At 33.5% G+C, this 24,315-nt stretch carries 23 protein-coding genes; 8 read left to right on the top strand and 15 right to left on the bottom strand.

Annotation, left to right across the window (positions count from 1 at the left end; all coding sequences use genetic code 11):
* Positions 1 to 3: 3 nt before the first annotated feature.
* The 3 genes from AOB58_RS11325 to AOB58_RS11315 are packed head-to-tail and all read left to right on the top strand — an operon-like array spanning position 4 to position 2,791.
* Positions 4 to 963, top strand: a complete 960-nt coding sequence (locus AOB58_RS11325; RefSeq protein WP_064783452.1) for an ABC transporter substrate-binding protein — start codon at positions 4 to 6, stop codon at positions 961 to 963.
* Positions 964 to 968: 5 nt separating this feature from the next.
* The gene (locus tag AOB58_RS11320) at positions 969 to 1,730 is read left to right on the top strand and encodes an ABC transporter permease (protein ID WP_021338540.1); all 762 of its coding nucleotides are present in this window, start codon (positions 969 to 971) and stop codon (positions 1,728 to 1,730) included.
* Between the two features lie 14 nt (positions 1,731 to 1,744).
* A complete protein-coding gene (locus AOB58_RS11315; RefSeq protein WP_021338541.1) occupies positions 1,745 to 2,791 on the top strand; it encodes an acyl-CoA dehydrogenase family protein in 1,047 nt (348 codons plus the stop codon).
* 246 nt (positions 2,792 to 3,037) lie between these two features.
* Here the strand turns inward: AOB58_RS11315 and AOB58_RS11310 are convergent, their stop codons facing one another.
* From AOB58_RS11310 to AOB58_RS11265, 10 genes are all read right to left on the bottom strand, one after another.
* Positions 3,038 to 3,799: an alpha/beta hydrolase gene (locus tag AOB58_RS11310; RefSeq protein WP_021338542.1), complete on the bottom strand. Its 762-nt coding sequence runs from the start codon at positions 3,797 to 3,799 to the stop codon at positions 3,038 to 3,040.
* A 19-nt stretch (positions 3,800 to 3,818) separates the two neighbouring features.
* Entirely contained in the window at positions 3,819 to 4,508 is a 690-nt protein-coding gene (locus AOB58_RS11305) for an ABC transporter permease (RefSeq protein ID WP_021338543.1), read from the bottom strand.
* Positions 4,508 to 5,452, bottom strand: a complete 945-nt coding sequence (locus AOB58_RS11300) for an osmoprotectant ABC transporter substrate-binding protein (protein WP_021338544.1) — start codon at positions 5,450 to 5,452, stop codon at positions 4,508 to 4,510. The genes AOB58_RS11305 and AOB58_RS11300 overlap by 1 nt, the downstream gene beginning before the upstream one ends.
* A 15-nt stretch (positions 5,453 to 5,467) precedes the next feature.
* Complete coding sequence (locus tag AOB58_RS11295) at positions 5,468 to 6,103, bottom strand: ABC transporter permease (protein WP_064783451.1); 636 nt, start codon at positions 6,101 to 6,103, stop codon at positions 5,468 to 5,470.
* Positions 6,103 to 7,287, bottom strand: coding sequence for a betaine/proline/choline family ABC transporter ATP-binding protein (locus AOB58_RS11290; RefSeq protein WP_021338545.1), 1,185 nt, complete (start codon positions 7,285 to 7,287; stop codon positions 6,103 to 6,105). Before AOB58_RS11290 ends, AOB58_RS11295 begins: the two co-directional genes overlap by 1 nt.
* A 303-nt stretch (positions 7,288 to 7,590) precedes the next feature.
* Positions 7,591 to 8,064, bottom strand: coding sequence for a thioesterase family protein (locus AOB58_RS11285; RefSeq protein ID WP_064783450.1), 474 nt, complete (start codon positions 8,062 to 8,064; stop codon positions 7,591 to 7,593).
* Between the two features lies 1 nt (position 8,065).
* Positions 8,066 to 9,031, bottom strand: a complete 966-nt coding sequence (locus AOB58_RS11280; protein WP_021338547.1) for a 3-hydroxyacyl-CoA dehydrogenase NAD-binding domain-containing protein — start codon at positions 9,029 to 9,031, stop codon at positions 8,066 to 8,068.
* Entirely contained in the window at positions 9,028 to 9,918 is an 891-nt protein-coding gene (locus AOB58_RS11275) for a beta-keto acid cleavage family enzyme (RefSeq protein ID WP_021338548.1), read from the bottom strand. Before AOB58_RS11275 ends, AOB58_RS11280 begins: the two co-directional genes overlap by 4 nt.
* 192 nt (positions 9,919 to 10,110) lie before the next feature.
* Positions 10,111 to 10,659, bottom strand: a complete 549-nt coding sequence (locus AOB58_RS11270; RefSeq protein WP_021338549.1) for a TetR/AcrR family transcriptional regulator — start codon at positions 10,657 to 10,659, stop codon at positions 10,111 to 10,113.
* A 288-nt stretch (positions 10,660 to 10,947) separates the two neighbouring features.
* Positions 10,948 to 11,547 (bottom strand): YdeI/OmpD-associated family protein, encoded by a 600-nt coding sequence (locus AOB58_RS11265; protein WP_021338550.1) that lies wholly within the window; start codon positions 11,545 to 11,547, stop codon positions 10,948 to 10,950.
* A 187-nt stretch (positions 11,548 to 11,734) separates the two neighbouring features.
* Here AOB58_RS11265 and AOB58_RS11260 point away from each other — a divergent pair, with 187 nt between their 5' ends.
* Complete coding sequence (locus AOB58_RS11260; protein ID WP_064783449.1) at positions 11,735 to 13,108, top strand: APC family permease; 1,374 nt, start codon at positions 11,735 to 11,737, stop codon at positions 13,106 to 13,108.
* Positions 13,109 to 13,300: 192 nt separating this feature from the next.
* Here the strand turns inward: AOB58_RS11260 and AOB58_RS11255 are convergent, their stop codons facing one another.
* The 4 genes from AOB58_RS11255 to AOB58_RS11240 all read right to left on the bottom strand — a co-directional run bounded on the left by AOB58_RS11255 (position 13,301) and on the right by AOB58_RS11240 (position 17,056).
* The gene (locus tag AOB58_RS11255) at positions 13,301 to 14,473 is read right to left on the bottom strand and encodes an MFS transporter (protein WP_021338552.1); all 1,173 of its coding nucleotides are present in this window, start codon (positions 14,471 to 14,473) and stop codon (positions 13,301 to 13,303) included.
* A 235-nt stretch (positions 14,474 to 14,708) separates the two neighbouring features.
* The gene (locus AOB58_RS11250; RefSeq protein ID WP_064783448.1) at positions 14,709 to 15,482 is read right to left on the bottom strand and encodes an ABC transporter permease; all 774 of its coding nucleotides are present in this window, start codon (positions 15,480 to 15,482) and stop codon (positions 14,709 to 14,711) included.
* The gene (locus AOB58_RS11245) at positions 15,482 to 16,132 is read right to left on the bottom strand and encodes an ABC transporter ATP-binding protein (protein ID WP_031265854.1); all 651 of its coding nucleotides are present in this window, start codon (positions 16,130 to 16,132) and stop codon (positions 15,482 to 15,484) included. The genes AOB58_RS11250 and AOB58_RS11245 overlap by 1 nt, the downstream gene beginning before the upstream one ends.
* A gap of 141 nt (positions 16,133 to 16,273) precedes the next feature.
* Positions 16,274 to 17,056 (bottom strand): CPBP family intramembrane glutamic endopeptidase, encoded by a 783-nt coding sequence (locus tag AOB58_RS11240; RefSeq protein ID WP_021338553.1) that lies wholly within the window; start codon positions 17,054 to 17,056, stop codon positions 16,274 to 16,276.
* Positions 17,057 to 17,246: 190 nt separating this feature from the next.
* Here AOB58_RS11240 and AOB58_RS11235 point away from each other — a divergent pair, with 190 nt between their 5' ends.
* Positions 17,247 to 18,833, top strand: coding sequence for an FMN-binding glutamate synthase family protein (locus AOB58_RS11235; RefSeq protein ID WP_064783447.1), 1,587 nt, complete (start codon positions 17,247 to 17,249; stop codon positions 18,831 to 18,833).
* Between the two features lie 63 nt (positions 18,834 to 18,896).
* On the opposite strand, the gene AOB58_RS11230 is transcribed toward AOB58_RS11235, so the two are convergent.
* Positions 18,897 to 19,415: a thioredoxin domain-containing protein gene (locus tag AOB58_RS11230; RefSeq protein ID WP_002506743.1), complete on the bottom strand. Its 519-nt coding sequence runs from the start codon at positions 19,413 to 19,415 to the stop codon at positions 18,897 to 18,899.
* 208 nt (positions 19,416 to 19,623) lie between these two features.
* On the opposite strand from AOB58_RS11230, the gene AOB58_RS11225 reads away from it, so the two are divergent.
* The 3 genes from AOB58_RS11225 to ppx all read left to right on the top strand — a co-directional run bounded on the left by AOB58_RS11225 (position 19,624) and on the right by ppx (position 24,273).
* A complete protein-coding gene (locus AOB58_RS11225; protein ID WP_021338555.1) occupies positions 19,624 to 20,700 on the top strand; it encodes a M42 family metallopeptidase in 1,077 nt (358 codons plus the stop codon).
* Positions 20,701 to 20,985: 285 nt separating this feature from the next.
* Complete coding sequence (locus AOB58_RS11220; RefSeq protein WP_064783446.1) at positions 20,986 to 22,524, top strand: AbgT family transporter; 1,539 nt, start codon at positions 20,986 to 20,988, stop codon at positions 22,522 to 22,524.
* A gap of 219 nt (positions 22,525 to 22,743) precedes the next feature.
* On the top strand, positions 22,744 to 24,273 hold the full coding sequence (gene ppx, locus AOB58_RS11215; RefSeq protein ID WP_064783445.1) for an exopolyphosphatase: 1,530 nt from the start codon (positions 22,744 to 22,746) through the stop codon (positions 24,271 to 24,273).
* Positions 24,274 to 24,315 lie beyond the last annotated feature (42 nt).

Genomic DNA, 24,315 nt, shown 5'->3' with positions numbered 1-24,315 from the left:
AAATTGAAAAAATATATTGCTTTTACTTTAATACTCCTACTTATTCTTTCTGGTTGTAGCCCAAATAAAAATCAAGATAGTCAAAATAGTGACAATAAAAAACAAACTATAAAAATAGGCTATCTTTCAGTAACACATTCAGCAAATTTGATGATGACAGAAGAAATTCAACAAAAGTCTAAAAAATCTGGTTACAAACTTGAACTCATACGTTTTAATAATTGGCCAGACCTTATGGATGCATTGAACAGCGGTAAAATCGATGGTGCATCTACACTGATTGAACTTGCAATGAAATCAAAACAAAAAGGCTCAGATATTAAAGCAGTCGCCTTAGGTCATCACGAGGGCAATGTGATTATGGGACAAAAAGGTAAAGAAGCTTCTGATTTTCACAATCACGGAGAATACAGTTTTGCTATCCCACATCGTTATTCAACACATTATTTATTACTAGAAGAAATGCGAAAGCAAATGAACTTAAAATCTAACACTTTTAGTTATCATGAAATGGCTCCAGCAGAAATGCCTGCAGCGTTAAGCGAAAAGCGAATCTCGGGTTATTCTGTCGCGGAACCATTCGGGGCACTGGGAGAAAAATTAGGTAAAGGCGATACTATAAAGCATGGTAGTGATATCGTTCCAGATGCTTATTGTTGTGCACTCGTACTCAGAAGTGATCTTATTGATCAACATCATACACTTGCCAAAGCATTCATGTCAGATTATAAACAATCTGGTTATAAAATGAACAACAAAGAAAAAAGTGTTGATGTCATGGCAAAAAACTTTAAGCAAGATAGAAAAGTTCTAGAACAATCAGCAGAATGGACATCATATGGCGATTTAACAATTAAAAAAGATGGTTACAGTAAAATTACAGATTTAGTAAATGATCATAATCTTTTTAAAGCACCTGCTTATAAAGATTTTGTTGATCCTACGCTATATAAGGAGGGATAAATGAAATGACAGCTAATTTAGTCAAAAAATGGACATTACCAATCATTACTTTCATCATTTTCCTATTTATATGGCAATGCGTAATATGGATTGGAGATTACCAGCCCATTCTTTTACCGGGACCCTTACTAGTAGCAGAAAGTATTTGGCAGTTCATTATTACCGGGGAAATATTCTCACACTTAGGTATTAGTTTATTTCGCTTTATTGTAGGCTTTGGATTTGCAGTTATCGTAGGGGTTCCTGTTGGCTTTTTATTAGGACGCAGTAATGCATTATTTGATGCAATAGAACCGCTATTTCAATTAATTAGACCAGTCTCCCCTATTGCATGGTCGCCGTTCGTCGTTTTATGGTTTGGTATAGGAAGTTTACCGGCGATGGCAATTATATTTATTGCAGCATTTTTCCCAATTGTTTTTAATACAATCAAAGGGATTCGAAATGTGGAACCACAATACTTGAAGATTGCATCTAATTTAAATTTAAAGGGTTGGTCATTATACCGAAACATCCTCTTCCCTGGTGCATTTAAACATATTATGGGCGGTATACATATGGCAGTTGGAACAAGTTGGATATTCTTAGTTTCTGGAGAAATGATTGGTGCACAATCTGGACTTGGATTCTTAATTGTTGATTCACGGAATATGTTGAATTTAGAAGATGTTTTATCTGCCATATTCTTTATTGGGGTATTCGGATTTTTAATTGATCGCCTCATTAGTTATTTAGAGAAAATGATATTAACACGTTTTGGTGAATAAAGGAGAGTATATTTATGAGTTTAAAAACACACATTGAAAACGAATTAGATCCCTATTTAGTAGAAATTGATGACGGTTCACATTATCCTAAAACCTTCATTCAAACTTTATTTAAAGAAGGTTATTTTAAAGAAGATGATGTCAAAGCAAATTCAGAAGTCATCGAAGAAGTATCAAAATCTTGTCTGACAACGGGCTTCTGTTTATGGTGCCAACTGGCATTTTCTACCTATTTACAAAATGCAGAACAACCGCATTTAAATAAAGACTTACAACACCAATTACTATCAGGTGAAATTTTAGGTGCTACTGGATTATCAAATCCGATGAAATCATTTAATGATTTAGAATCATTCAACTTGTCACATCACTATAAGGATGAGCAATTTATTGTGAATGGTAGATTACCTGCGATTAGTAACATTGCTTCAGAGCATTATTTTGGTGCTATTTCTAAATCTGAAACATCAGATGAACTTGTAATGTTTATCGTTCAAGCCAATCAAGAAGGCGTTAATATAAATGAAATGTCTACCTTCTTAGGTGTAAATGGTTCAGCAACATTTTCAATTGAAATGAATGATGTGCACATACCTGAAGCACATATTATTACACACGATGCAAAAACATTCGCATCTAAGATACGTCCACAATTTGTAGCGTTACAAATACCGATTGCATTAGGTTCAGTACGTTCATCACTTGATTTAATTCATAAATTCTCTAATGCACAAAATGGCATTAACAAATATTTAGAATATGATGTTCAAGATTTTGAAGCACGTTATAACAATATAAAAAATCAATTTTACAATTTATTAGATACACATGATTTACACAATCAATTTGGTGACTTGATTGATTTGAAAAAAGAAGCCGGTTATTTACTACTTGAAGTCAATCAAGCATCTATGGTTAACGGGGGTTCTAGAGCATATTCACCTCGTGCACCTCAAGCACGTAAATTAAAAGAAGGCTTTTTCTTTGCAGCGCTAACGCCAACATTAAGACATTTAGGTAAACTACAAGAAGAATTCAAAAGCAGCAATGCTTCAGTTTAATAGTTCAATTCAAAAACAGTAATAACTGTTATATAATAGGAAATTACTTGTTGATATTTTTATTTTTAAGTAATAGCAGTTATTGGGGCGACTTCTGACTAGTTAATAAAGCATTAGCTGGAAACTACAGGATGAGGTGTACCCGCGAAAAACGTGCACAAAAAATTAGACAAAGTCTGAGACTTTGTCTACATACTAAAATAGCGAACAACTGTGTAAATACAGTTGTTCGCTATTTTTCTGTTACTATGCTTTAACAAACCATTCGATTGCACGTTTAATACTTTGATCCCAATAAGCATAATCATGTTCGCCAGGTCCATCCTCAAATTGATATGGAACTGCTTTTTCATCTAAGTACTTGATAAATTGTTGATTATCTTCATGCAATTCATCTTCTGTGCCACACATGATGAGTAACTCCGGAATAGCTTTATTTTGGTCTACTGCTTGATCGACTAAATGATATGGATCTAAGTCAGTACCTTTAACTCTTTTACTTGTTCCTGCTATAGCTTCACCTGAGAAATCATACCAATCAAAATCCATAAGATGTTGACCATTAAACACTGCTGATAACGGACAAGCTTTAGCAAAACGATGTCCTTGTGATAAAGCATATTTAATGGTGCCATAGCCACCCATAGAATGCCCAGCAATAAAATTATCTTCTCTTTTATCAGATAATGGTAAAATTTGATGCGCATAATCTAACACTTCTAATACATAATCAAAATAGTTATGGCCATAAACCATGTTACTATATCCACTATGGTCCGCATTTGGCATAATGACAGCTAATTGATGCGTATTAGCATAACGTTCAATACTTGTGTAACGCATATAAGAAGTTTCATCACTTGAAAGACCATGTAGTAATAATAAAGTTTTCAATGGTTTCGGTTGTGCTGCTTTATTAAAATAACTTTTATCTTCCGGTAAAATCACCATAAAATGATGATGCATACCTATTGTTTTAGAATTATAATTAATTGATAAAATTGCCAACTTTAATCACTACCCTTTATTAATTAACACTTTGTGGCTTATGCTTTTCTTTTTTCTGTGTTTTGTTAGAAGGATCTAAACGTTTTTCTAAAAATCTCAATCCAACGTCAATTAGAATTGCGATTAATGCAATTGGAATTGCACCTGCAAGAATAAACGTTGTGCCATCTGTTGCGTTTGTACCACGAATAATAATGTCACCTAAAGTTGGTGCTCCAATAAATGACCCAACTGCTACAACACCAATTGCTACAACAAGTGCGATTCTTAAACCACCTAAAATTACAGATAAAGACAACGGTAACTCAATTAAACGTAACACTTGGTTTCGTGTCATACCCATACCTTTACCAGCATCTTTAATGTTTGCATCAACGCCAATAATACCTGTAAAAGTATTTTTAATTATAGGTAATAATGCGTATAAGAACACTGTTAAAACAACTGTATTTGGACCTAAGCCCATCACTAACATTAAAATTGCTAACATCGCAATAACTGGTACAGTCTGTATAATATTGGCAATTGTAATAATCGTCCATGATAATTTTTTATATCTAGCAATGATAATCCCCAATGGAATACCTACAATTGCTGCAAATAAAACGCCATATACTGACATTAATAAATGCTTAATGAATAAATCCCATAGGTAGCCAAAGTTGACTGAATAATATTCGACTAATTGCTGTAATAAATTACCTTCCATTAGTTTTGACCACCTTTCTTATCGTCTTCAAAATAGTTGTGTGCTTTCAAGAATTTTTCAGCTACAACAGCTGGTTCTTGACCTTCACCATCTGCTTGATAATTAAGCTTTTGCATTTCTTCTGTTGATATTTTGCCCTTCAACTTATTAATAATTGGTTTTAATTTTGGATGTTTTTCTAATAAACTATTCGTTGCTACTGCACTCGAATCGTATGGTGGGAAAAAGCGTCTATCGTCTTCAAGTACTTTTAAATCGTACCCCTCAATACGTCCATCCGTTGAATAACCAACTGCTACTTCTAAGTTTTTTGAATTTAAGGCATCATATACAAGTCCGATTTGCATTGGACGTACTGTATCAAAGTCAAACCCATATTCTTTCGTAAATCCTGGATAACCGTCACCTTCACGATGTAACCACGAACTGTCCACGCCAAGTCTTAACTCATCACTATGTTTTTCTAAATCTGAAACAGTTTCTAAATTATATTTCTCAGCTGTTTCTTTAGTAACCATAAATGCGTATGTGTTCGCAAAACCATATGAATCAAAGAATGTTTGATCAAATTTCTTTTGGAACCCATCTTGAGTCGCTTCCATCGCTTTTTCAGGATCTTTTATTGGATCTTCTTTTAAAGCACCTGTTAAATCTGTGCCATTATATCTTGCCCCTGACATATTTGCATCACCATTCACTAAAGCATTATGTTGAATGGTACTTGAACCTAAATTGTTAATTAATGATGGTTTAATCTGACCATCTGTAGCATGTTCTATTAAAAGTCTCAACATATGAGACATAATTTGTGATTCACTCGTTGCAAGTGCTGTAATTTTAACTTCATTATCTGAGCTGCTACCACTTAAACCAGGTAAACTACATCCAGATAACACCGTCAGACACAGTACAAGCACGATACTATACTGTTTAAACTTCTTCATAATGTCCTCCTTTTATTATCTGGATACTTTTAAGCCTTTTGGAACAGCCCATTTTTCGACTAATGAAAGTAATACATCTACAACTAAAGCTAAAATTGTTACAAGTATAGCTGCACTTACAATCATCAATGGATCATATAAATTTAAACCGTTAAATACAAAGTCACCTAAGCCGCCTGCACCAACATAACTTGCTAGCGTCGCCCAACTGATTACATATACAGATGATAATCGAATACCACCTAATATAAGTGGTAAAGCTAACGGTAATTCAATATCTTTCATAAGTTGTAACTTGGTCATTCCCATACTTGTGCCAGCTTCTTTAATATTAGTGTCGATGTTTTTGACGCCTAACACAGTATTATTCAATATTGGTAAAAGTACATAGATAAATAATGCTACAATTGCAGGTAATTTCCCCACGCCAAATATTGGTATCATGATAGCTAATACCGCAAGTGTTGGTATTGTTTGAAGTACACCAGCAATTGAGAGTACGATATTTGAAGTTCTTTTCATTTTGGATAAGATAATACCTAATGGAACAGCCACTACGATAGCGATTAACAATGCGATCATTGAGATATAAAAGTGTTCAGCTGTTTTTGATATCAGTTGCCCACCATATTGCTCTATGAAAACTTTCATTATTTATCAGCTCCTACATTTTCGGGCTCTACTATTGCATTTTGATCCGCATTTTCATCTTCGTCTATTTCGCCCCAAATACTGTCATAAACAATATCCACTAGGTTTGCTCTCGTAACTAATCCAATTAATGTTTCACCATCTTTATCCACTACCGGAACGTTTCTTACATTTCGTTTTAAAATTGTACGTACTGAATCTTGCAATTTACTGTCTATTCTTACTCTATAAATATCACGTTGCATCGTATCGATAAGCTCTTTGTTTGAACGTAATCCTTGGTTAATGTCTTCAATATCTAAGTAACCTAGTAATCTATTGTTATTACCTACCACAAAAATAGTATCTACACGACGTTCTCTCATGACTTTAACTACTTCGTTCAGTGAACGATCTGCGTGTACAGTTACTGGTTTAATCATTGCATCTTTAACTGTACGCATATTTGGACGATCTTGAATTAATCTATTTTGGCCAATAAAATCACGTACGAAATCGTTTGCAGGATGACGTAAAATATTATCTGGTGTATCAAATTGTATAACTTGTCCTTCAGACATAATACAAATTTTGTCTGCTAGCTTAATCGCTTCATCCATATCATGCGTAACAAAAACAAATGTTTTACCTAATTTTTGTTGTAATTCTTTCACTAAATCTTGTAATGTATCTCTTGTAATCGGGTCTAATGCACCAAATGGTTCATCCATTAAGATGACATCTTGTTCAGCAGCTAATGCACGCACTACCCCAATACGTTGTTGCTGTCCCCCAGATAATTGAGATGGATATCTATCTAAAAACTCTTCTGGTAAATCTACGAGTTTAATTAATTCTTTCGCTTTACGTTCTTTCTTTTCTTGAGACCATTTTAATAATTTCGGTACTAAAACGATATTTTCTCTGATTGTCATATGAGGCATGAGTCCTATTTGTTGAATTACATAACCAATTTTTCTACGTAATTCTACTGGATTCATTTTGCGGACATCTTTGCCATTAATTGTTATTTGTCCCTCAGTAGCTTCTATCATTCTGTTGATCATTCTTAAAGCAGTAGTTTTACCACTACCACTTGTTCCTATAAACGCAATAAATTCACCAGATTCAATATCTAATGATATATTATCTACAGCTTTCTTCCCACCGCCGTAGACTTTTGATAAGTTTTTAATACTTAACATGGTTCAATTCCTTTCTATGTACATATTTTAAATTAAAAATATTTCATAATAAATTTAGGACTATCTGTGGATGTTATACAAATTCTAAAATAAGTAACAACATAGCTACAAATAGCCCTAATTTATTCGTTTTGGTTGTTAAAAAACAAATCAATTATATAATAAATTAAAATTTGATTTTGTTACCCTATACAATAAGATACCTTAATTAATAAAAATAAACAATTTATACTTATGAGTTTTGTTACTTTAAACATTCAATAAACATTGTTAATCAATCGTTTCAAATTGATTTCAATTATACTATTTATGCTTAATGCCAATAAGATGACCAAGCTCTTGAGGCTTATTTTCAATCGTATTTATAGTAGCTAAATCTTCAATCGCTTTTTTTATCATTTCTGGAAATACTTCGGGCTTATCTATAGCTGTATTCATTCCCATGAGCATTACTTCATAAGTTGCACAACGAGATTGATTTGCATCTCTTAACATCATAAACACATGTAAACGTTTCGCATCATAATCATATAGCTCAACATTAACCGAGATTAACTCATCTACTTTAATTTCTTTTAAATACATTACATGATTTTCTAAAGTAAACACTGTGTATTGGCTTTGTGCTATCGTCTCTTTATCTAGTCCTAGATAGGCAAGCCAAGCATCTGTCGCATCACTAAAAACACGATTATATTCAGCATCATTCATATGACCATTGTGGTCTACCCAAATATCTTTCACTTTAGTCGTATATTCAAACTGTGAATGTATCATATTAATACACCGAAGGGCTTGTGGCTTTTTTCATTGATGGTGTATCTTCTGGCCAATATTCTTCTGCTAATTTTTTTACTTTGATTAAGAATTCGTTGCGTTTCTGATCAAGCTCTGACATTGTTTGGCCTTGTGATGATGCTTCACATCCATTAACGACTTCTTCATATAAATCTTTCGTTAATTCTGGTGCTACTAATTTAGTCCATGGTTTTTTCAAAGCTGGGCCAAATTGTTTTAACATGTGGCGCATCCCACCTTCTCCACCTGCCAAATGGAAAGTCATGAACGGTCCGTATTGTGCGTAACGCAATCCTGCTGCATGCGTGAATGCTTTATCTACTTCTTCTGTAGTAGCTATGCCATCATTTACAATATGCAATGCTTCTCTCCAAAGTGCTTCCATTAATCTATCAGCAATATGACCTTCTATTTCATGTCTTACATGCAGTACGTCCATGCCGATACCTTCATAAGCTTGTTCAGCTTTTACTGTCGTTGCTTCCGCAGTTAATTGTCCTGGAACAATTTCTACAAGTGGTAAAATATATACCGGATGGAATGGATGAGCTACAACTAAACGCTCTGGATGTTGTAAGTTTCGCTGTAACTCTGAAGGTTTAATACCTGAAGTGCTTGAACCTATTGTTGCATCAGGTCGTGCATAAAAGTCTATTTCAGTCAGTACTTGCTCTTTTAATGATTCAATTTCAGGCACATTTTCTTGTATATGATCTGCTTCTTTAACAGCTTCTTCTAAATAAGGTGTAAATGTAAGATTTTCTAATGAAGCACCTTCTGCTAAGCCAAGTTCTTGGGCAAATGGCCAATTTTGTTTTACTTGTTTCAACATTCTTTCATATGCGCCTTCACTTGGATCAGTAGCGATTACTTCATGACCATGTGCTAACATTCTTGTAATCCATCCACTACCAATAACGCCTGTACCTACAACTGCGAATTTCATTTTGCCCCTCCTTGTGGATCTCTAAGTTGATATTTTTCACGCGCTTCAGCTGGCGTCATTGGTTCTATATCTAAACCTTTTAATATTTCTACAGCCTTTTCAACGAGTTGTTCATTAGTGGCTTTGACACCTTTTTCCAAATATAAATTATCTTCTAATCCCACACGTACATTGCCTCCACGTTTAGCCGCTTCTTCTACTGTTGGAAATTGCATTCTGCCAATGCCAAATGCTGACCAGTGTGCATTTTCAGGTATACGTGTCTTAAAGTATTCTATTGTTTCGGCGTCATTTTCTGCTCCCCAAGGAATGCCAAGACAGAATTGGAACATTGGTTCTCCTTCGATTAAACCTTCATTTATAAGTTGCTTAGCAAATGATATATGACCACTGTCAAAACACTCTAACTCAGGTTTCACCCCAGCTTCTTTAACAAGTTGTGCTTGTTCTCTTAACCAACCTGCTGGACTTAAATAAAGCGTGTCACCCATATTGACACTACCACAGTCTAGGGTACACATTTCTGGTAATAATGCGCCTACAGGTTCGTGTCTTTCTTTTGGTGTTTGCATGTCTGTTCCTTTTGCACCAGTATATGGATCTTCTAGATTCGGGATGAAGTCTCCTCCTCCACCAGAAGTAATATTTATAACAATATCTTCGTCTGCTTCTCTAATTAATCTCACAGCTTCTTTAAAAAATTCAACGTTATGACTAATGCCACCTGTTTCTGGGTCTCTAGCATGTATATGTGCCACAGTCGCTCCTGCTTTTGCACATTTTATCGCTGAATCAGCAATCTCTTGTGGTGTTACAGGAACATTTTTATTTTTTTCTGTAGTATCTCCAGCACCTGTTATAGCTGCTGTTAGCATAACTTTCTTCATTAATATAAACCTCCAACAGAGTTTTTAATACATCGATTAGTGTACCAACCAGACGGTTTAGTTTCAACCTTATAAAATATAAAAAAAGGGACTAATCAATTTTTAATCATTGATTATCCCTATATTATCAGTGCTTTACATGAAATTTTCATTTAATTATTTTTTTATAATTTCTATTTTTATCGACCCTTTTTAATCGATTTTTTCATTTTTAGTATAAGTTGTTAGTCTTTCTAAAACTTCAGCTCGCATCGAATCATCTATGGCATCTAAACCAAATATTTCAGACAGCCATAGCCCATCGACTGCCATTCGAATAATTGTCGCATCAACTTTGTCTAATCCATCATTTTCAATATTAAATTGCCATTCTTTATATGTGTCTTGTAAAGGTAATAATAAATTACTATTTATACCTTGTGCAGCTAACATTCCTGAAGTGATAGATGCATTTTCCGAACTGTATTCGCGTGTAGCATCTATAAATGCGCGTATCCATTTACCTTGTTGTTGGTCATCACTTTGCACATGTTTATCAACGTTAATTCGATAAATTTCGTCTGCATGATCGACAAGTCCTTGAATTAATGCAAATTTGTTTTTGAAATGATACAACAAGCCACCTTTACTTACGCCTGCTTTCTTAGCAACAGCATCCAAAGTTAAATATTCACTGCCTTGTTCATTAACGATAGATGCAGCTGCCTCTAGTAATTGTATCCGTTTAGAAACTCTTGGCATTAATACACCTTCTCTCTAAAAGTACGTTACGAGTTGATATCTCATAACACTTTTTATATTCGAGCAAACTATAAACGATAATTGTTAAAGTTGCAACTGTATCTTTTTATTATTAATTAAAATAATGACCGTTAAACAAGCGATATGAACTAAATACACGTTTTATTTTATTTATATTAAATATGAATAACTCTTAAAAATCATTCTACACTTTTTTCAACTTACTTAAATTATGTTGCTATTTTTCTAGACTTATTCTGTTATTTTAATATCAACTTCAAGTCTATATTATTTATCATCTATACCCTTACCTTCTAAAATATGATCCACATATTTTTCAACACGTTTTTCACGTGTTGTCGCTCTTTTAGCTTGTCCGATATGGAACATGTACTGTCTCTGTCTACCGGGTGTTAAATTATAAAATGCTTCTTCAAGTTGAGGGCTGTCATTTAATTTTATTTGTAGTTCTTCTGGCATTTCATAGTCTGCTGTTTTTTTCATTGGCACTTGCTTGCCTGATTTTTCAATTCTTATTGCTTCTTCAACATACCATTTAATTTCATCTCTTCGGTTTTCAACTTCTTCTAGGCTTTCAAAGCGCAACTGTCTTGCAGCTTGAACATTTTTCGTTTGTTGAATAAGTGATTGATATGGGTCTTCCATGATAGATCCTTTTTCAAAAAGCAAAGCACAATAATGTTTAAAATCTTGAATAATCACAACATTTTTATTCTCTAACGTGTAACAAGGGTGCATCCATTTATAATCTTCCACTAATTCAGTTTCTCGAATAATTTCACGCATTATTTTAAATTCATCTTGCCATTGTTTTAATCTATCAATAAATGCATTTACTTTAATATGATCATCGTGTTCATTAGTCATAAAAATTACACCTCTTTATAATTAATTTATTTATATTTATTCTACTATGAAATGATTAATTTTATCTAGATTTAATCTTTTTAATATTTATGTTAAGTTTTCCGATTGATATAATATGAATTGAATGGTTGTTATGGTATGATTTTTTTATTATTTAGACTATTACATAGAATATGAGGTGATTTTAATGCAACAAGCAACAAATTTAAAAAAAGTACTAGGTTTAACTGACGTCTTGGGTATAGCTATCGGGCAAATCATAGGTGCTGGGGTCATGTCACTTACTGGAATTGGTATACAGATGACTGGTAGTGGCATAACACCTGCATTTATTTTATCTGCCATCATCACCTTACTTACGATGCTCCCTATCGCAATATTAGGTTCGACATTACCTACTACTGGCGGAATGTATCAATACACTAGTCGTTTATTGTCTCCAAAGACAGGCATTTTTTGGTTATTATTATTTATCTTTTTACAGATCACGTTGTCATTATATGCATTATCATTCGCACAATATTTAGAAGGTCTTTTCCCTGGAGTACCGGTTAGGACTGTCGCCTTCTCATTATTAACTATTTTATTTATCGTAAATATCGTTGGTATTAAATCTGCCTCTATTATTGGAAATATTATGGTAGTCACTTTAATAGTGGCTTTGTCTTGCTTTATCATATTTGGTGTTCCACATGTTAACTTTGGTGTATTTAATACGAAATCTATGCTCCCAGATGGTTTCACCGGCTTCTTTACTGCTGTAGGCCTTGTTTCTTTTGCGACTGGTGGTGCTCAAGTAGTTGCTGAACTTGGTGGAGAAATGAAAAACCCTAAAAGGGACATTCCCATTGTTATTATTGTTGCTACTATATTTGTCGGATTATTATACGCATTTATTGCCTCAATTGCAGTAGGTGTATTACCTATTCCAGAAGTAGCAGGTAGACCTTTAACGAGTGTCGCAAAAGAAGTATTACCAACCCCGGTATTTATCTTCTTTATGGTTGGTGGCGCGATGTTTGCTTTAGCAACAACACTTAATTCGACTTTTACTTGGGTAACAAAAAGTTTATTAGTGGCAATTCACGATGGTTATTTACCTAAATATTTAGGTAGCGTAAACAAACGGTTTGGTACACCTCATTGGCTATTACTTATCTTTTACATTATTGGTGCATTGCCTATTATTACAGGTATGTCTTTAGATGTTGTTGCACAACTTGGTACAGGCATTTCTCTAATTGTATTTGCATTTCCAGCCTTAGCTGTGACACAATTGCCAAAAAAATATCCTGAAGCATATAAACACTCCCCATTTAAAGTGCCTTATCCTATCCTAGTGACAATTGCTATAAGTGCAATTATAGTCTTGCTATGCCAATCTTATTTGCTAATTTCAGATTTAAAATTAGGTTATATCATAGGCACCTTTATATATATTATTATCTCAGCATTTATTGCTCATTTCTCAAATAAAAAAGCGCATTTAAACATTAGTGAAATACAACTAAATTCTAAGCAAATCCCCGAAAAACAAATCAACTTTTCTAATAATCTATAATTTAATAAAAATGAGGACGGGCACATGACATCAATTTTTCAATCGACATGTGTCCGTCCTCATTACTGTTTGACTTCCCAAAACTCTGTTTTCTGCTTAAAATAAAATATTAATTTACATATAACAAAAGCTTATTTATCACTAATTTTTGTGAGCCAATCAGCTATTTTTGATACTCTGAATTAAAGTTACTTACGCTTTATTATATTTTGCTACTTTTTTTAAACTTATAACCAATATAAGTGCCACTAGAGCAATGGTAGCACTAAAGTAAGTTACAGCTAAAACATCTATTTTCGAAACAACTAAACCACCTATGATACCACCGATGCCAATACCGGCATTTAAGCTCGACATATTCCAACTCATCACTTGACTTGTATCCCCGTCAACGTGTTCAATGATACCACTCTGAACTGCCGGATTTGTACTCCATTGCATAATGTTCCAAATAAAGATAACCATTAATAGCAAGCCAGTACCTGGTAAGAAAACATTCAATACTAACATCATAAGAATAAATATTGAAGTTGCAATCGTTAACCAGCGCTTACTTGTTAATTTATCTGATAGTACTCCACCCATCGAAGTTCCTATTACACCTGCAATACCATTGATTAATAAAGCTATAGAGACAAATGATAAATCATGACCACTGGACAACATTAACGGATTAATGTAGATAAATGTAACGGAATTCGCTACTAATAATAGGAATGTAATCCCTAAATATTTTGTGATTTCTGCAGGTCTTAAGATTTTAGAATAACTACTGCCACGTTTTTGACTACTTGTGCTTGTTGTAGATGCTTTAAACTCTGGATCAGGTACATAAAAGTACATAAGAATACCAACAAGTATACTTACAACTACTATAAATAGAAACGTAAATCTCCAACCAACTAAGTCACCAATAATTGTTCCAATAGGCACACCGAATACGTTAGCACCACTAAAACCTGAATAAACGATACCTATCATTTTCCCACGATGTTGAGGCGCCGTTAATAAAGCTGTTAATGCTAGTATCTTCACTACAATTAAAGCTGCAGCTGCTGAAGATAAAATGCGTCCAAATACTAAAATAGTAAAATCAGGGGCAACTGCAATAATTACGTTCCCTAACATAAACATTACTAATGCCCATAATAAAACTGGTCTTGGTGAAAAACGATTTGTAACTTTAACCAAAATCGGTCCTGCAATAGCAAAGGTAATTGCATATAAAGTTACTAACTGACCAATAATTGCTTCAGAAACACCTAAATCATTACTCATTAAATTCATAATCCCAGCAACCATCATTTCAACCATACCTACAATAAATATGCTCAAAATAAATGTTGCAATTCGCATAGCTGACATACGTTTCACTCCTTTCTTTTATTTCGTTGCAATTTTTACATAACCACTATATTATAAACCATTCGTCAACAGGTTTGAATATATTTACTTGGTGCCACCTCTAACGTATTAATAACATTTAACAATTCACAAAGTACCGCAATATTCATTAATTAGCTCATAAAGTTAAAAACAACAATGAATAAAGGGAACATCTTATTTTAGATGCTCCCTGACTGAGTTTCTTCTATAAAAATTAGCGTTGTTCAACATGCAAGTGACGTCCTATCAATTGATTGCGATGATTAAAAAATTGTTTGTAGCTTAAGTATGTAGCAATTAGTGCTGACATGATTGTTGCTGTTGTATGAATAAATACAACCATCAATTGAAATTTCACAGCTTCTAATGGGTCAACACCACCAATAATTAACCCTGTCACCATACCAGGTATAGATACAATACCATATGTTTTAACAGAATCTATTGTTGGGACGATTGCTGTCTTTACACTTTCTCGTATTGTCGTTTTTGAAGAAAGTTTCGGTGTAGCACCTAGCGCTAATTTAGCTTCAATTCTACTCATCTCTTTAACAAATTCTCTATCTAAATTCTGATAAGCCAAATTAATAGCAATTAGTCCATTACTTCCAAGCATACCTGCAATCGGAATGACTTCATTAGGCTTGAATTGAATAGCACCTGTTATGATGACGCCTGCTAATGGTAATGCAACACCAATAAATATTGCTGCAAAAGATATCCAAAACACATGATGCATCACTGGTGATGCTCTACTGATTGTATTCCAGGAAGCATTAATAATGATAATAAATACAAATAGTAAGAGTAACCATTTTTGGTTAACATCAAATATAAAGTGCAAAAGATACCCTAAAATAACAAGTTGAACGACAGCTCGTGTTGTTGCCACGAGTAAATCTTTAATAATATGTAATTTTTCTTTATAAGAGACAATCATGGGAAAGATTAGGAGTAACCCTGTTAACACTAAAGCTGTTGTACTCATTATAAATCCTCCTGTTTGTCTATTTTGCCATCAACAATTCGAATTCTTTTTTGAAAATGTCTAATACTCTGATTCGTACTATGTGTAATCCATAAAATTGCAACACCTTCATCAGCAAGCTTGAAAATGAGGTCTTCTACTTTCTCACTATTTTGCGTATCCAATGCACTTGTTGCTTCATCTAATAATAGTATTTGAGGTTTATACATTAATTGTCTAGCAATTGTAATACGTTGTCTTTCTCCACCTGATAGATGCTCTACACTTGTATTAAAATTATAGTGACCTAAACCAACAGCTTTTAATAACTTCTTAGCTCTTTTACGATCAAATTTGTCCTCTCGAACTACAGCAGGAAATGCCATATTATCGCCTATTGTAAGATCAAACAAATCACTTTCTTGTAATAAATAACTAATGTCCATACGTAATGATTCAGGTTTAATTTGTTCATAAGCTTTGCCATTAAAATATATGTCACCCTGCGTTGGACTAATTAAATTATTAAGCAACCGCAACAATGTACTTTTACCGCTTCCAGAAGGTCCTATAATAGCAATTGTATCTCCCTTTTCTATTTTCAAATTGATATTATCGATGATGTATCTATTGCCTATTTTGTAAGAAACATTTTTAACTTCTAACATCATCTGCCCTCCTTAAATTATAAATCATTTCATCTTATTTATTCCCTAAATCAATTATTTTAATAGCCTTTTCATGCAATGCGTTGGGATCAGACGTTCACCTAATAATTAATATGTCATTCAACAAATTTCATTTACTTATTTTTATTTCATAAAAACAATAGCTATGAATGAAATTAAATTATTTACAGCATGCAACGTTATAGCCAGCGCTAAATTCATACCACTCTTTAAATAAACAAAAGCAATCGCCAGGGCAATAATAATATAGGAGCCTATCTCAAATGGAGATGTGGCACCAATCACATGAACACCTGCAAACAATACAATTGAAAGGACTGTAGCAAAACCATATGTAATTTTTTTACCTAGTTCATGGATGATTAAATGCCTAAATAATAGTTCTTCAATAATAGGCGTTAAAATCACAATATCAATAAATAAAAATGGTAACATCCTGTTATCAGCGAACATTTCCTCTAAGAATATTTGATTTTGTGTTTCATTATATTGTAATGACTTAGGCAAAAATTCCATTAACCAAGCGTATGTTGAATTTAAAATTAAAATTAATAGATATGCAGCCATAATCATCAATAGATATCGAGGTACTTTTTTAAACCTATCCATTGCAATCGATAGCATTTTATCTTTTTTATGCATTGCATAAAAGCTATATAGAATGATTATTTCTGCAATGACTGCGCTCATGATTAATATATTTTCATCAGTAACAAACGATTCATTTTTTATATCAATAATAGAATATATTCCATATATTAAAACAAAGAAAATAATAGGAACTATATTATTAGCAACAATATATAGAGGGAATAGCCAAAAATCTCTTTTTACAATCTTGTCATTGTTCCATATGTTTTTTTCATTGTGTTCTTTTTTTATCTCATGAGTTGACTGTTTAGCCATATGACACCTTCCTTATCGTTGTATACAATGAATATACCATGATTTAAATTACTTATATACATTTTATAATATATTTATTCGTCAGCTATTCCCAGCTCTAGTATATTGGTCAGCCCTACTTTATAGTAGGTATCATATTGTAAAATGCGCATTTTGTTGTAGTATATATGTAAATGGGGAGGGATGTTACATGGCAATTTTGACAATATTACAATTCATCGTAAATATCATCATAGTGCTAATTTTATTAAGTGTATTAATTATTGGGGGATTTTTACTATTTAAAGATAAGCATCAAAAGCAACATAGTGTATTACGTAATTACCCATTACTTGCACGTGTTCGCTATTTTGGAGAAAAAATTGGTCCTGAACTCCGTCAATATTTATTTTTAGCGGATACGAAAGGTAAACCATTTTCCAGAAATGATTTTACTAACATCGTATTAGCTGGAAAATATAATTCTAGAATGACGAGTTTTGGTACACAAGAAGATTATAAAGATGGCTTTTATATACAAAATACAATGTTTCCTTTACAAACATCAGAATTACACATTGATCAGTCACCTATGATTTCTTCTTTTATCTATGAAATTGATAATGAACGTCTGTTCAATCGTGATGAACATAAAATTCAAACTGAACTTAATCCTTACTATATATCAGAAGAAAATCGTGTCACTTTAGGTGCAGAACTTAAGCACCCATTCAAACCTAAGCGCTTAGTTGGTCAATCTGGTATGAGCTATGGTGCATTAGGTAGTAATGCAATCAATGCATTGTCTCAAGGACTTGGTCAAGCAGCTACTTGGATGAATACGGGCGAAGGTGGATTATCAGAACACCATCTTTCTGGAGATGTGGATCTCATCTTTCAAATTGGACCGGGATTATTCGGAGTACGTGATAAAGCAGGCGTATTTGATATAGATGCTTTTCTCGAGTTAGCACATAGAGATAAGATTAGAGCCTTTGAAATAAAACTCGCACAAGGTGCCAAAACACGTGGTGGGCATATGCAAGGTAATAAAGTAACTGAAGAAATTGCAAATATACGTAAGGTTGAACCATGGAAAACAATTAATTCGCCTAACCGCTTTGATAGCATTAACAGTCCAGAATCTTTACTTAATTGGGTAACTCAGCTCAAGCAACAAGCTCAAAAACCGGTTGGCTTTAAAATTGTTGTAAGCAAAGTTTCAGAAGTAGAAAAACTTGTACAAACTATGGTTGAGACAAATCAATATCCTAGCTTCATCACCGTTGATGGGGGTGAGGGCGGTACTGGTGCAACCTTCCAAGAATTGCAAGATGGTGTTGGTTTACCTTTATTTACGGCTTTGCCTATTGTAACTTCAATGCTTGAAAAGCATGGCATACGTGACCGTGTTAAAATCTTCGCATCTGGAAAGCTTATCACGCCAGATAAAATCGCAATTGCTTTAGCACTTGGCGCAGACTTAGTGAACGTGGCACGTGGCATGATGATTAGTGTCGGCTGTATCATGAGTCAACAATGTCACATGAATACTTGTCCAGTAGGCGTAGCTACTACGGATCCTAAACTCGAAAGAGGACTAATTGTCGATGAGAAAAAATATCGTGTCACTAATTTTGTAACAAGTTTACACGAAGGATTATTTAATATAGCTGCTGCAGTCGGTGTGGAGTCACCTACAAAAATATCTAAAGACCACCTCATTATTAAAAATAAAGATGGCGGTGTTCAATCAATACGCGATTATAAACTGAAATTAATTGATCAACATCGATGACATAAATAGAGCTCTATTACTTAAAAGTAATTAAACTGCTTTTCAAAGTAATAGAGCTTTTTATTATTTATTTGCTTCATTTATTTGTTGCGTTAGTTTTGTTTCTATAGTGCTTTGCTCATCTTCTAATGGATTGAACTCAAATTTCTTATCATTTATAAATACTGTTGGTATGCCTTTAATTCCTCGACTAACCGCTTCTTCAGTAATCGCTATAGAGCGTTCATCAGCTTCTTTCTGAGGTGATAAGTTAAACTGTTTCTGCATTTTCTCTTCTATAGTAGCAAAATCAACTGTCCATTCTTTTTGAGTATCATACAATTTACGTATAATTTCTAGTGTTTCGTCAGTATTTTGATAATCTAAATGAATATTTGCAACCGTACCTTTTAATAATCCATTCTTCGTTTTATCAAAGTGCTTAATTACATGTTGTACTTTACCTTGATCTATCAGTGGTTTTAATGATTGATCTGCGGCTTTAAAATAATTTTTACAATATGGACAAGCCAAATTTATAAATGATTCCACTTTAACAGGCGCATTTGGTGACCCTAATGTAAGATGTTTAACTTCTGTCATATAAAATCCCTCCACTTTGTCTATATTTATATTGAAACATGCTTATTCTTTTTATGCACACTTTTAGTCTGAGTAATTTAATAGGAATTTTATTTTTCAAACCAATTAGCGACGTTCCTCACTACTTATTCTCCCTCATAGTCAAAATGCTATGTAATTGCATACTTCATGTTAAAATAAAGTTATCAATTTTAATGGGAGGCATTATATGAACAATTCAGTGAAGTTATTAAAATCACTAACAGATGTTGATGGTATTGCAGGCCACGAAATGGCAGTTAAATCTTTAATGCACGAATATTTAACACAAGTAAGCGATGAAATCATAGAAGATAATCTAGGCGGGGTTTTTGGTAAAAAGACTGCTACTACAAGTAATAAAACATTAATGGTTGCTGGTCACTTAGATGAAATCGGCTTTATGGTGACTAAAATAGATAAAGACGGCTTCCTAAAATTCACCCCTATTGGTGGCTGGTGGAATCAAGTCATGCTCTCTCAAAAAGTAACAGTAACTACAGATGATGGTAAAAAAATCAGAGGTATTATCGGTTCTAAACCGCCACATGTATTGTCACCGGAAGAACGTAAAAAAAATGTTGATATGAAAGAAATGTTTATTGATATTGGCGTTAAAAGCAAAAAAGAAGCACAACAATTCGGTATCGAATTAGGCAATATGATAACACCATATAGTGAATTCGAAGCATTAGCGAATAACAAATATTTAACTGCAAAAGCTTTTGATAACCGTTATGGTTGTGCCCTTGCAGTGGATGTATTACAAAACCTTAAGAATGAGACTATTGACATCAATCTTGTCTCAGGTGCCAATGTTCAAGAAGAAGTTGGTCTTCGCGGAGCTAAAGTAGCAGCTAACAAAATCAAACCTGACTTAGCTATAGCTGTAGACGTTGCTGTCGCATATGATACACCAGGAATGTCTGGTCAAGTAAGTGATACAGCAATTGGTAATGGTCCTGTCGTTATTTTAATGGATGGATCTAATATCGGTCATGTTGGATTTATGAAGCATATTAAAGCAGTGGCTAAAAAACATAATATTACGATTCAATTAGACACTACTGCTGGCGGTGGCACTGATGCCGGAAGTATTCATGTAGCGAATGAAGGGACACCAACTGTTGCTATTGGGGTCGCATTACGTTACATGCATTCCAATGTTTCTGTGTTACACACAGATGATTACAAAAATTCAGTAGCCTTAGTTACAGAAATTATTAAATCTCTTAATGACGATGTGGTTGACCAAATCATTTGGTAATCTAGGAGTTAACTGAGATACAGTATTCAAATGTAAAGTTAAAACAAACATAGTACGGATTCAAATATACTAGCTATACGGATAAGGGAGCGGGACAGAAATCAAATTTGATTTTCTATCCCCTCCTTTTTTATACTTTTTAAACGAATTTTTAAACAAACACACGAACGTTCATATATGTTATATATATTTAAACTTTGAAAATTATAAAGTTTTCAGAATATTTATTCTATTTTTATTCTTAATTTGTTATACTACCGATAACTTATTAGGGAGGTCGTTATGATGATTTCGAATACTAAAGGTAAGCCAACGCTAATAAATAGATTTTTGAATATTGTAGAAAAAGTTGGAAACAGATTACCCGATCCTAGCATTTTATTTTTCTTAATGTGTGTAGGACTCGCAATACTTACTTGGGTTGTATCATTATTTCAGATTTCCGTAAAACATCCGGGCACAGGCGATACGATTGCAATCAAAAGTATTTTAAGTAAAGATGGACTGTCGATGATTCTGAATGACGCCATAAAAAACTTTTCAGAATTTCCAGCATTAGGTCTTGTTCTTGCAGTCATGCTTGGTATTGGGGTAGCAGAAAAAACAGGTTACTTCGATAAATTAATGATTCAAGTTGTACATAAAGCACCAAAGAATTTCATTGTGCCAGTCATTATTATTATAGGTATTATAGGCAATGCTGCGGGTGATGCAGCGCCGATTGTGTTACCACCATTAGCAGCGATGGTCTTTATTAAATTGGGCTACCACCCTATTGCGGGTTTAGCAATGGCTTACGCGTCTGCACTTGGAGGATTCTCTGCAAATGTCATGATTGGTATGTCAGACGCATTACTTTATGCATTTACAAAACCAGCTACAAGCATTGTTTCTGATAGTGTGCATGTCAACGTAGCAATGAACTGGTACTTTATTGCAGCAAGTGTGCTCGTCTTATTGCCTTCCGTATATTGGGTTACTATGCGTTTTGTCATTCCTAGATTAGGTAAATATGATGATTCTAATTCAGCTATTCAAGCAGATGATTCTAATTCAAAGCTCACACTTCAAGAAAACCGTGCCGTGTTTTGGGCAAATATCAGTTTTTTTGTATTAATTGTATTGCTTATCATTTTAGCTATACCGCAACACAGTTTTCTGAGGAATGCCAACACAGGTAGTTTATTGAATGATGCACCTATCATTAACGGTGTCGGTCTAATTATTTTAGTATTATTTTTAGTTCCTGGTTTAGTGTATGGCATTATGGTAAAAGAATTTAAAAATTCTAAAGACCTAGGAAAAATGTTAGCTGATTCAATGTCATCTATGGGTTCATTTATCGTCATTGTGTTTTTTGCAGCGCAGTTACTTGCCTTTTTAGAATGGAGTAACCTGGGCATTATCGTTGCTGTTAAAGGCGCTTCAATACTTCAAGGTCAGAATGGCGTTGTACTTATCCTAGGTATTATCTTATTAAGTGCACTGATTAATTTATTAATTGGTAGTGCATCTGCCAAATGGGGTATTTTAGCACCTATTTTTATCCCAATGCTTATCATTGTAGGTTTCCATCCAGCATTGACTCAAATGTTGTATAGAATTGGTGATTCTATTAGTAATCCAATAACGCCTATGATGCCCTACTTACCATTGCTATTATCTTATGCACAAAAATATGATAATGATATGAAATTAGGTTCATTATTATCTAGTCTAATGCCCTATACAATTATATTAAGTATCGTGTGGCCATTATTCATGATTGCTTGGTATCTATTAGGTTGGCCGCTTGGTCCAGGTAGCCCCTTACATGTAAAATAAATTATTAAAAAAGAGACAGACAAGAAGGAAATATTTCCGTGTCTGTCTCTTTACTTTCAATTATATTAACCTCTGAAATAATCATCGTGTAGTTATACTTTTATTAAGTAATATTAAATATTTTAGAACACATTTTTTTCTAATTGTTGTAATATAAAAGTAAGAAAAGGGTAAATAAAGTACAAGTAAAGTAAAATAACCTCATTTACTTAGGAGGAAATTATGGAACGTATAGGATTAATAGATATTGGTTCAAATACCATTCGACTCGTTATTTTTGAATTTGATCATAAAACAGGATTAAATGAAATATTAAATATCAAAACACCTGCAAGATTAAGCCAATATTTAACTGAAGATTTGGCTATGACGGATGACGGTATTGAAGTATTAACTAAAGCATTGCGCAGTTTTAAAAAGGTTGCTGACAAGTTTAATATAGATGAATTGCATCCGGTAGCAACCGCAGCCATTAGACAATCTACCAACCAAGAGCAGATTATTAAACATATCAAAGAAGCACTTAAAATCAATATTAAAATTATTTCAGAGCAAGAAGAAGCATTTTATGGTTTTTATGCTATCACACATACTACTGATGTTAATGACGGCGTGTCTGTAGATATTGGTGGTGGTTCTACAGAAGTCACACTCTTTAAAGATAAAAAACTAATAGAATCACATAGTTTTCCATTTGGTGTTGTTACATTATCCCATCGCTTCTTTGAGGGCAAAAACCATAATGATAAATCAGCAGTCAAAAACATGGAAAAGTTTTTAACTAAACAATTTGAGCAACTTTCTTGGTTAAAAAATCAAGAAATCACCTTAGTTGGTATCGGGGGTTCCGCACGTAATGTCGCACGCATTCATCAATCTGAGCACTCATACCCTATTGGTGGCGTTCACAACTATGCAATGACTGAAGAAAATATTGATGAAGTGTACTCAATCATTAAAAAAAGTTCATATGACGATTTAAAAGATATAGATGGTCTAAGTAGAGATCGTGTAGACATTATCCTGCCCGCTGTAGCTGTCTTCAAGTCATTATTTAATAGAATTAATGCGAATCAATTCACATTTTCTCGCAAAGGGCTACGTGAAGGTTATGCGATGAAATTAATTTCTGAACGTCACCCTGAAGAATTTAAAAAAGAGAATATTCGTAAAGATGCTCTATACCATTTAGCTAACGAATATCGCATTGAGGAAACAAGTGCTAAACAACGTGTGAAGCTAGCACAAACATTATTAGAACAATTAATAGGCTTTAAAAAATTAGAAGTAACTCAAAAAGAATACGAACTATTTGCTGAAGGGTCTTATTTGTACTACTTAGGAAGATTTATTGATGCTGATTCAAGCTCACCGCACACCTATTATATTATCGCGAATTCAATGATTGATGGTTTTCCCCATGAAAATAGAGTGAAGCTCGCTTTACTTGCTAGTTTTAAAAATAAGTCATTATTAAAATTCTTTAGTCATGAAACCAAATGGTTGCGTGGCAAAGAATTGGATAACATCCAATCTCTAGGGGGCATTATCAAATTTGTCAATGCACTTAATGTGTCTCATACGAGTTCTGTAGAGCAAGTAGAATTACAACAAAATGATGATGGTTACACTTTATTTGTATACTACAACGGTGAGCCTATCGCTGAAGAATATCAATCCTTGAGGCAGAAAAAGCATATTGAAAAAATCTTAAAAGATGACCTATCTATCATCTTTACAAAATCTTAAAATTTATATGATAAGTTATACGTAGCAAAATACAATATTCAG

This window comes from Staphylococcus sp. AntiMn-1, assembly GCF_001663395.1.
Lineage (GTDB): Bacteria > Bacillota > Bacilli > Staphylococcales > Staphylococcaceae > Staphylococcus > Staphylococcus equorum.
This window is presented reverse-complemented; position numbering and strand designations above follow the sequence as displayed.

Coding starts and splice junctions, on each gene's coding strand:
- AOB58_RS11320 (WP_021338540.1), top strand. CDS start 969: ATGACAGCTAATTTAGTCAAAAAATGGACATTACCAATCATTACTTTC.
- AOB58_RS11315 (WP_021338541.1), top strand. CDS start 1,745: ATGAGTTTAAAAACACACATTGAAAACGAATTAGATCCCTATTTAGTA.
- AOB58_RS11305 (WP_021338543.1), bottom strand. CDS start 4,508: ATGGAAGGTAATTTATTACAGCAATTAGTCGAATATTATTCAGTCAAC.
- AOB58_RS11300 (WP_021338544.1), bottom strand. CDS start 5,452: ATGAAGAAGTTTAAACAGTATAGTATCGTGCTTGTACTGTGTCTGACG.
- AOB58_RS11295 (WP_064783451.1), bottom strand. CDS start 6,103: ATGAAAGTTTTCATAGAGCAATATGGTGGGCAACTGATATCAAAAACA.
- AOB58_RS11290 (WP_021338545.1), bottom strand. CDS start 7,287: ATGTTAAGTATTAAAAACTTATCAAAAGTCTACGGCGGTGGGAAGAAA.
- AOB58_RS11285 (WP_064783450.1), bottom strand. CDS start 8,064: ATGATACATTCACAGTTTGAATATACGACTAAAGTGAAAGATATTTGG.
- AOB58_RS11280 (WP_021338547.1), bottom strand. CDS start 9,031: ATGAAATTCGCAGTTGTAGGTACAGGCGTTATTGGTAGTGGATGGATT.
- AOB58_RS11275 (WP_021338548.1), bottom strand. CDS start 9,918: ATGAAGAAAGTTATGCTAACAGCAGCTATAACAGGTGCTGGAGATACT.
- AOB58_RS11270 (WP_021338549.1), bottom strand. CDS start 10,659: ATGCCAAGAGTTTCTAAACGGATACAATTACTAGAGGCAGCTGCATCT.
- AOB58_RS11265 (WP_021338550.1), bottom strand. CDS start 11,547: ATGACTAATGAACACGATGATCATATTAAAGTAAATGCATTTATTGAT.
- AOB58_RS11260 (WP_064783449.1), top strand. CDS start 11,735: ATGCAACAAGCAACAAATTTAAAAAAAGTACTAGGTTTAACTGACGTC.
- AOB58_RS11255 (WP_021338552.1), bottom strand. CDS start 14,473: ATGTCAGCTATGCGAATTGCAACATTTATTTTGAGCATATTTATTGTA.
- AOB58_RS11250 (WP_064783448.1), bottom strand. CDS start 15,482: ATGAGTACAACAGCTTTAGTGTTAACAGGGTTACTCCTAATCTTTCCC.
- AOB58_RS11245 (WP_031265854.1), bottom strand. CDS start 16,132: ATGATGTTAGAAGTTAAAAATGTTTCTTACAAAATAGGCAATAGATAC.
- AOB58_RS11240 (WP_021338553.1), bottom strand. CDS start 17,056: ATGGCTAAACAGTCAACTCATGAGATAAAAAAAGAACACAATGAAAAA.
- AOB58_RS11235 (WP_064783447.1), top strand. CDS start 17,247: ATGGCAATTTTGACAATATTACAATTCATCGTAAATATCATCATAGTG.
- AOB58_RS11230 (WP_002506743.1), bottom strand. CDS start 19,415: ATGACAGAAGTTAAACATCTTACATTAGGGTCACCAAATGCGCCTGTT.
- AOB58_RS11225 (WP_021338555.1), top strand. CDS start 19,624: ATGAACAATTCAGTGAAGTTATTAAAATCACTAACAGATGTTGATGGT.
- AOB58_RS11220 (WP_064783446.1), top strand. CDS start 20,986: ATGATTTCGAATACTAAAGGTAAGCCAACGCTAATAAATAGATTTTTG.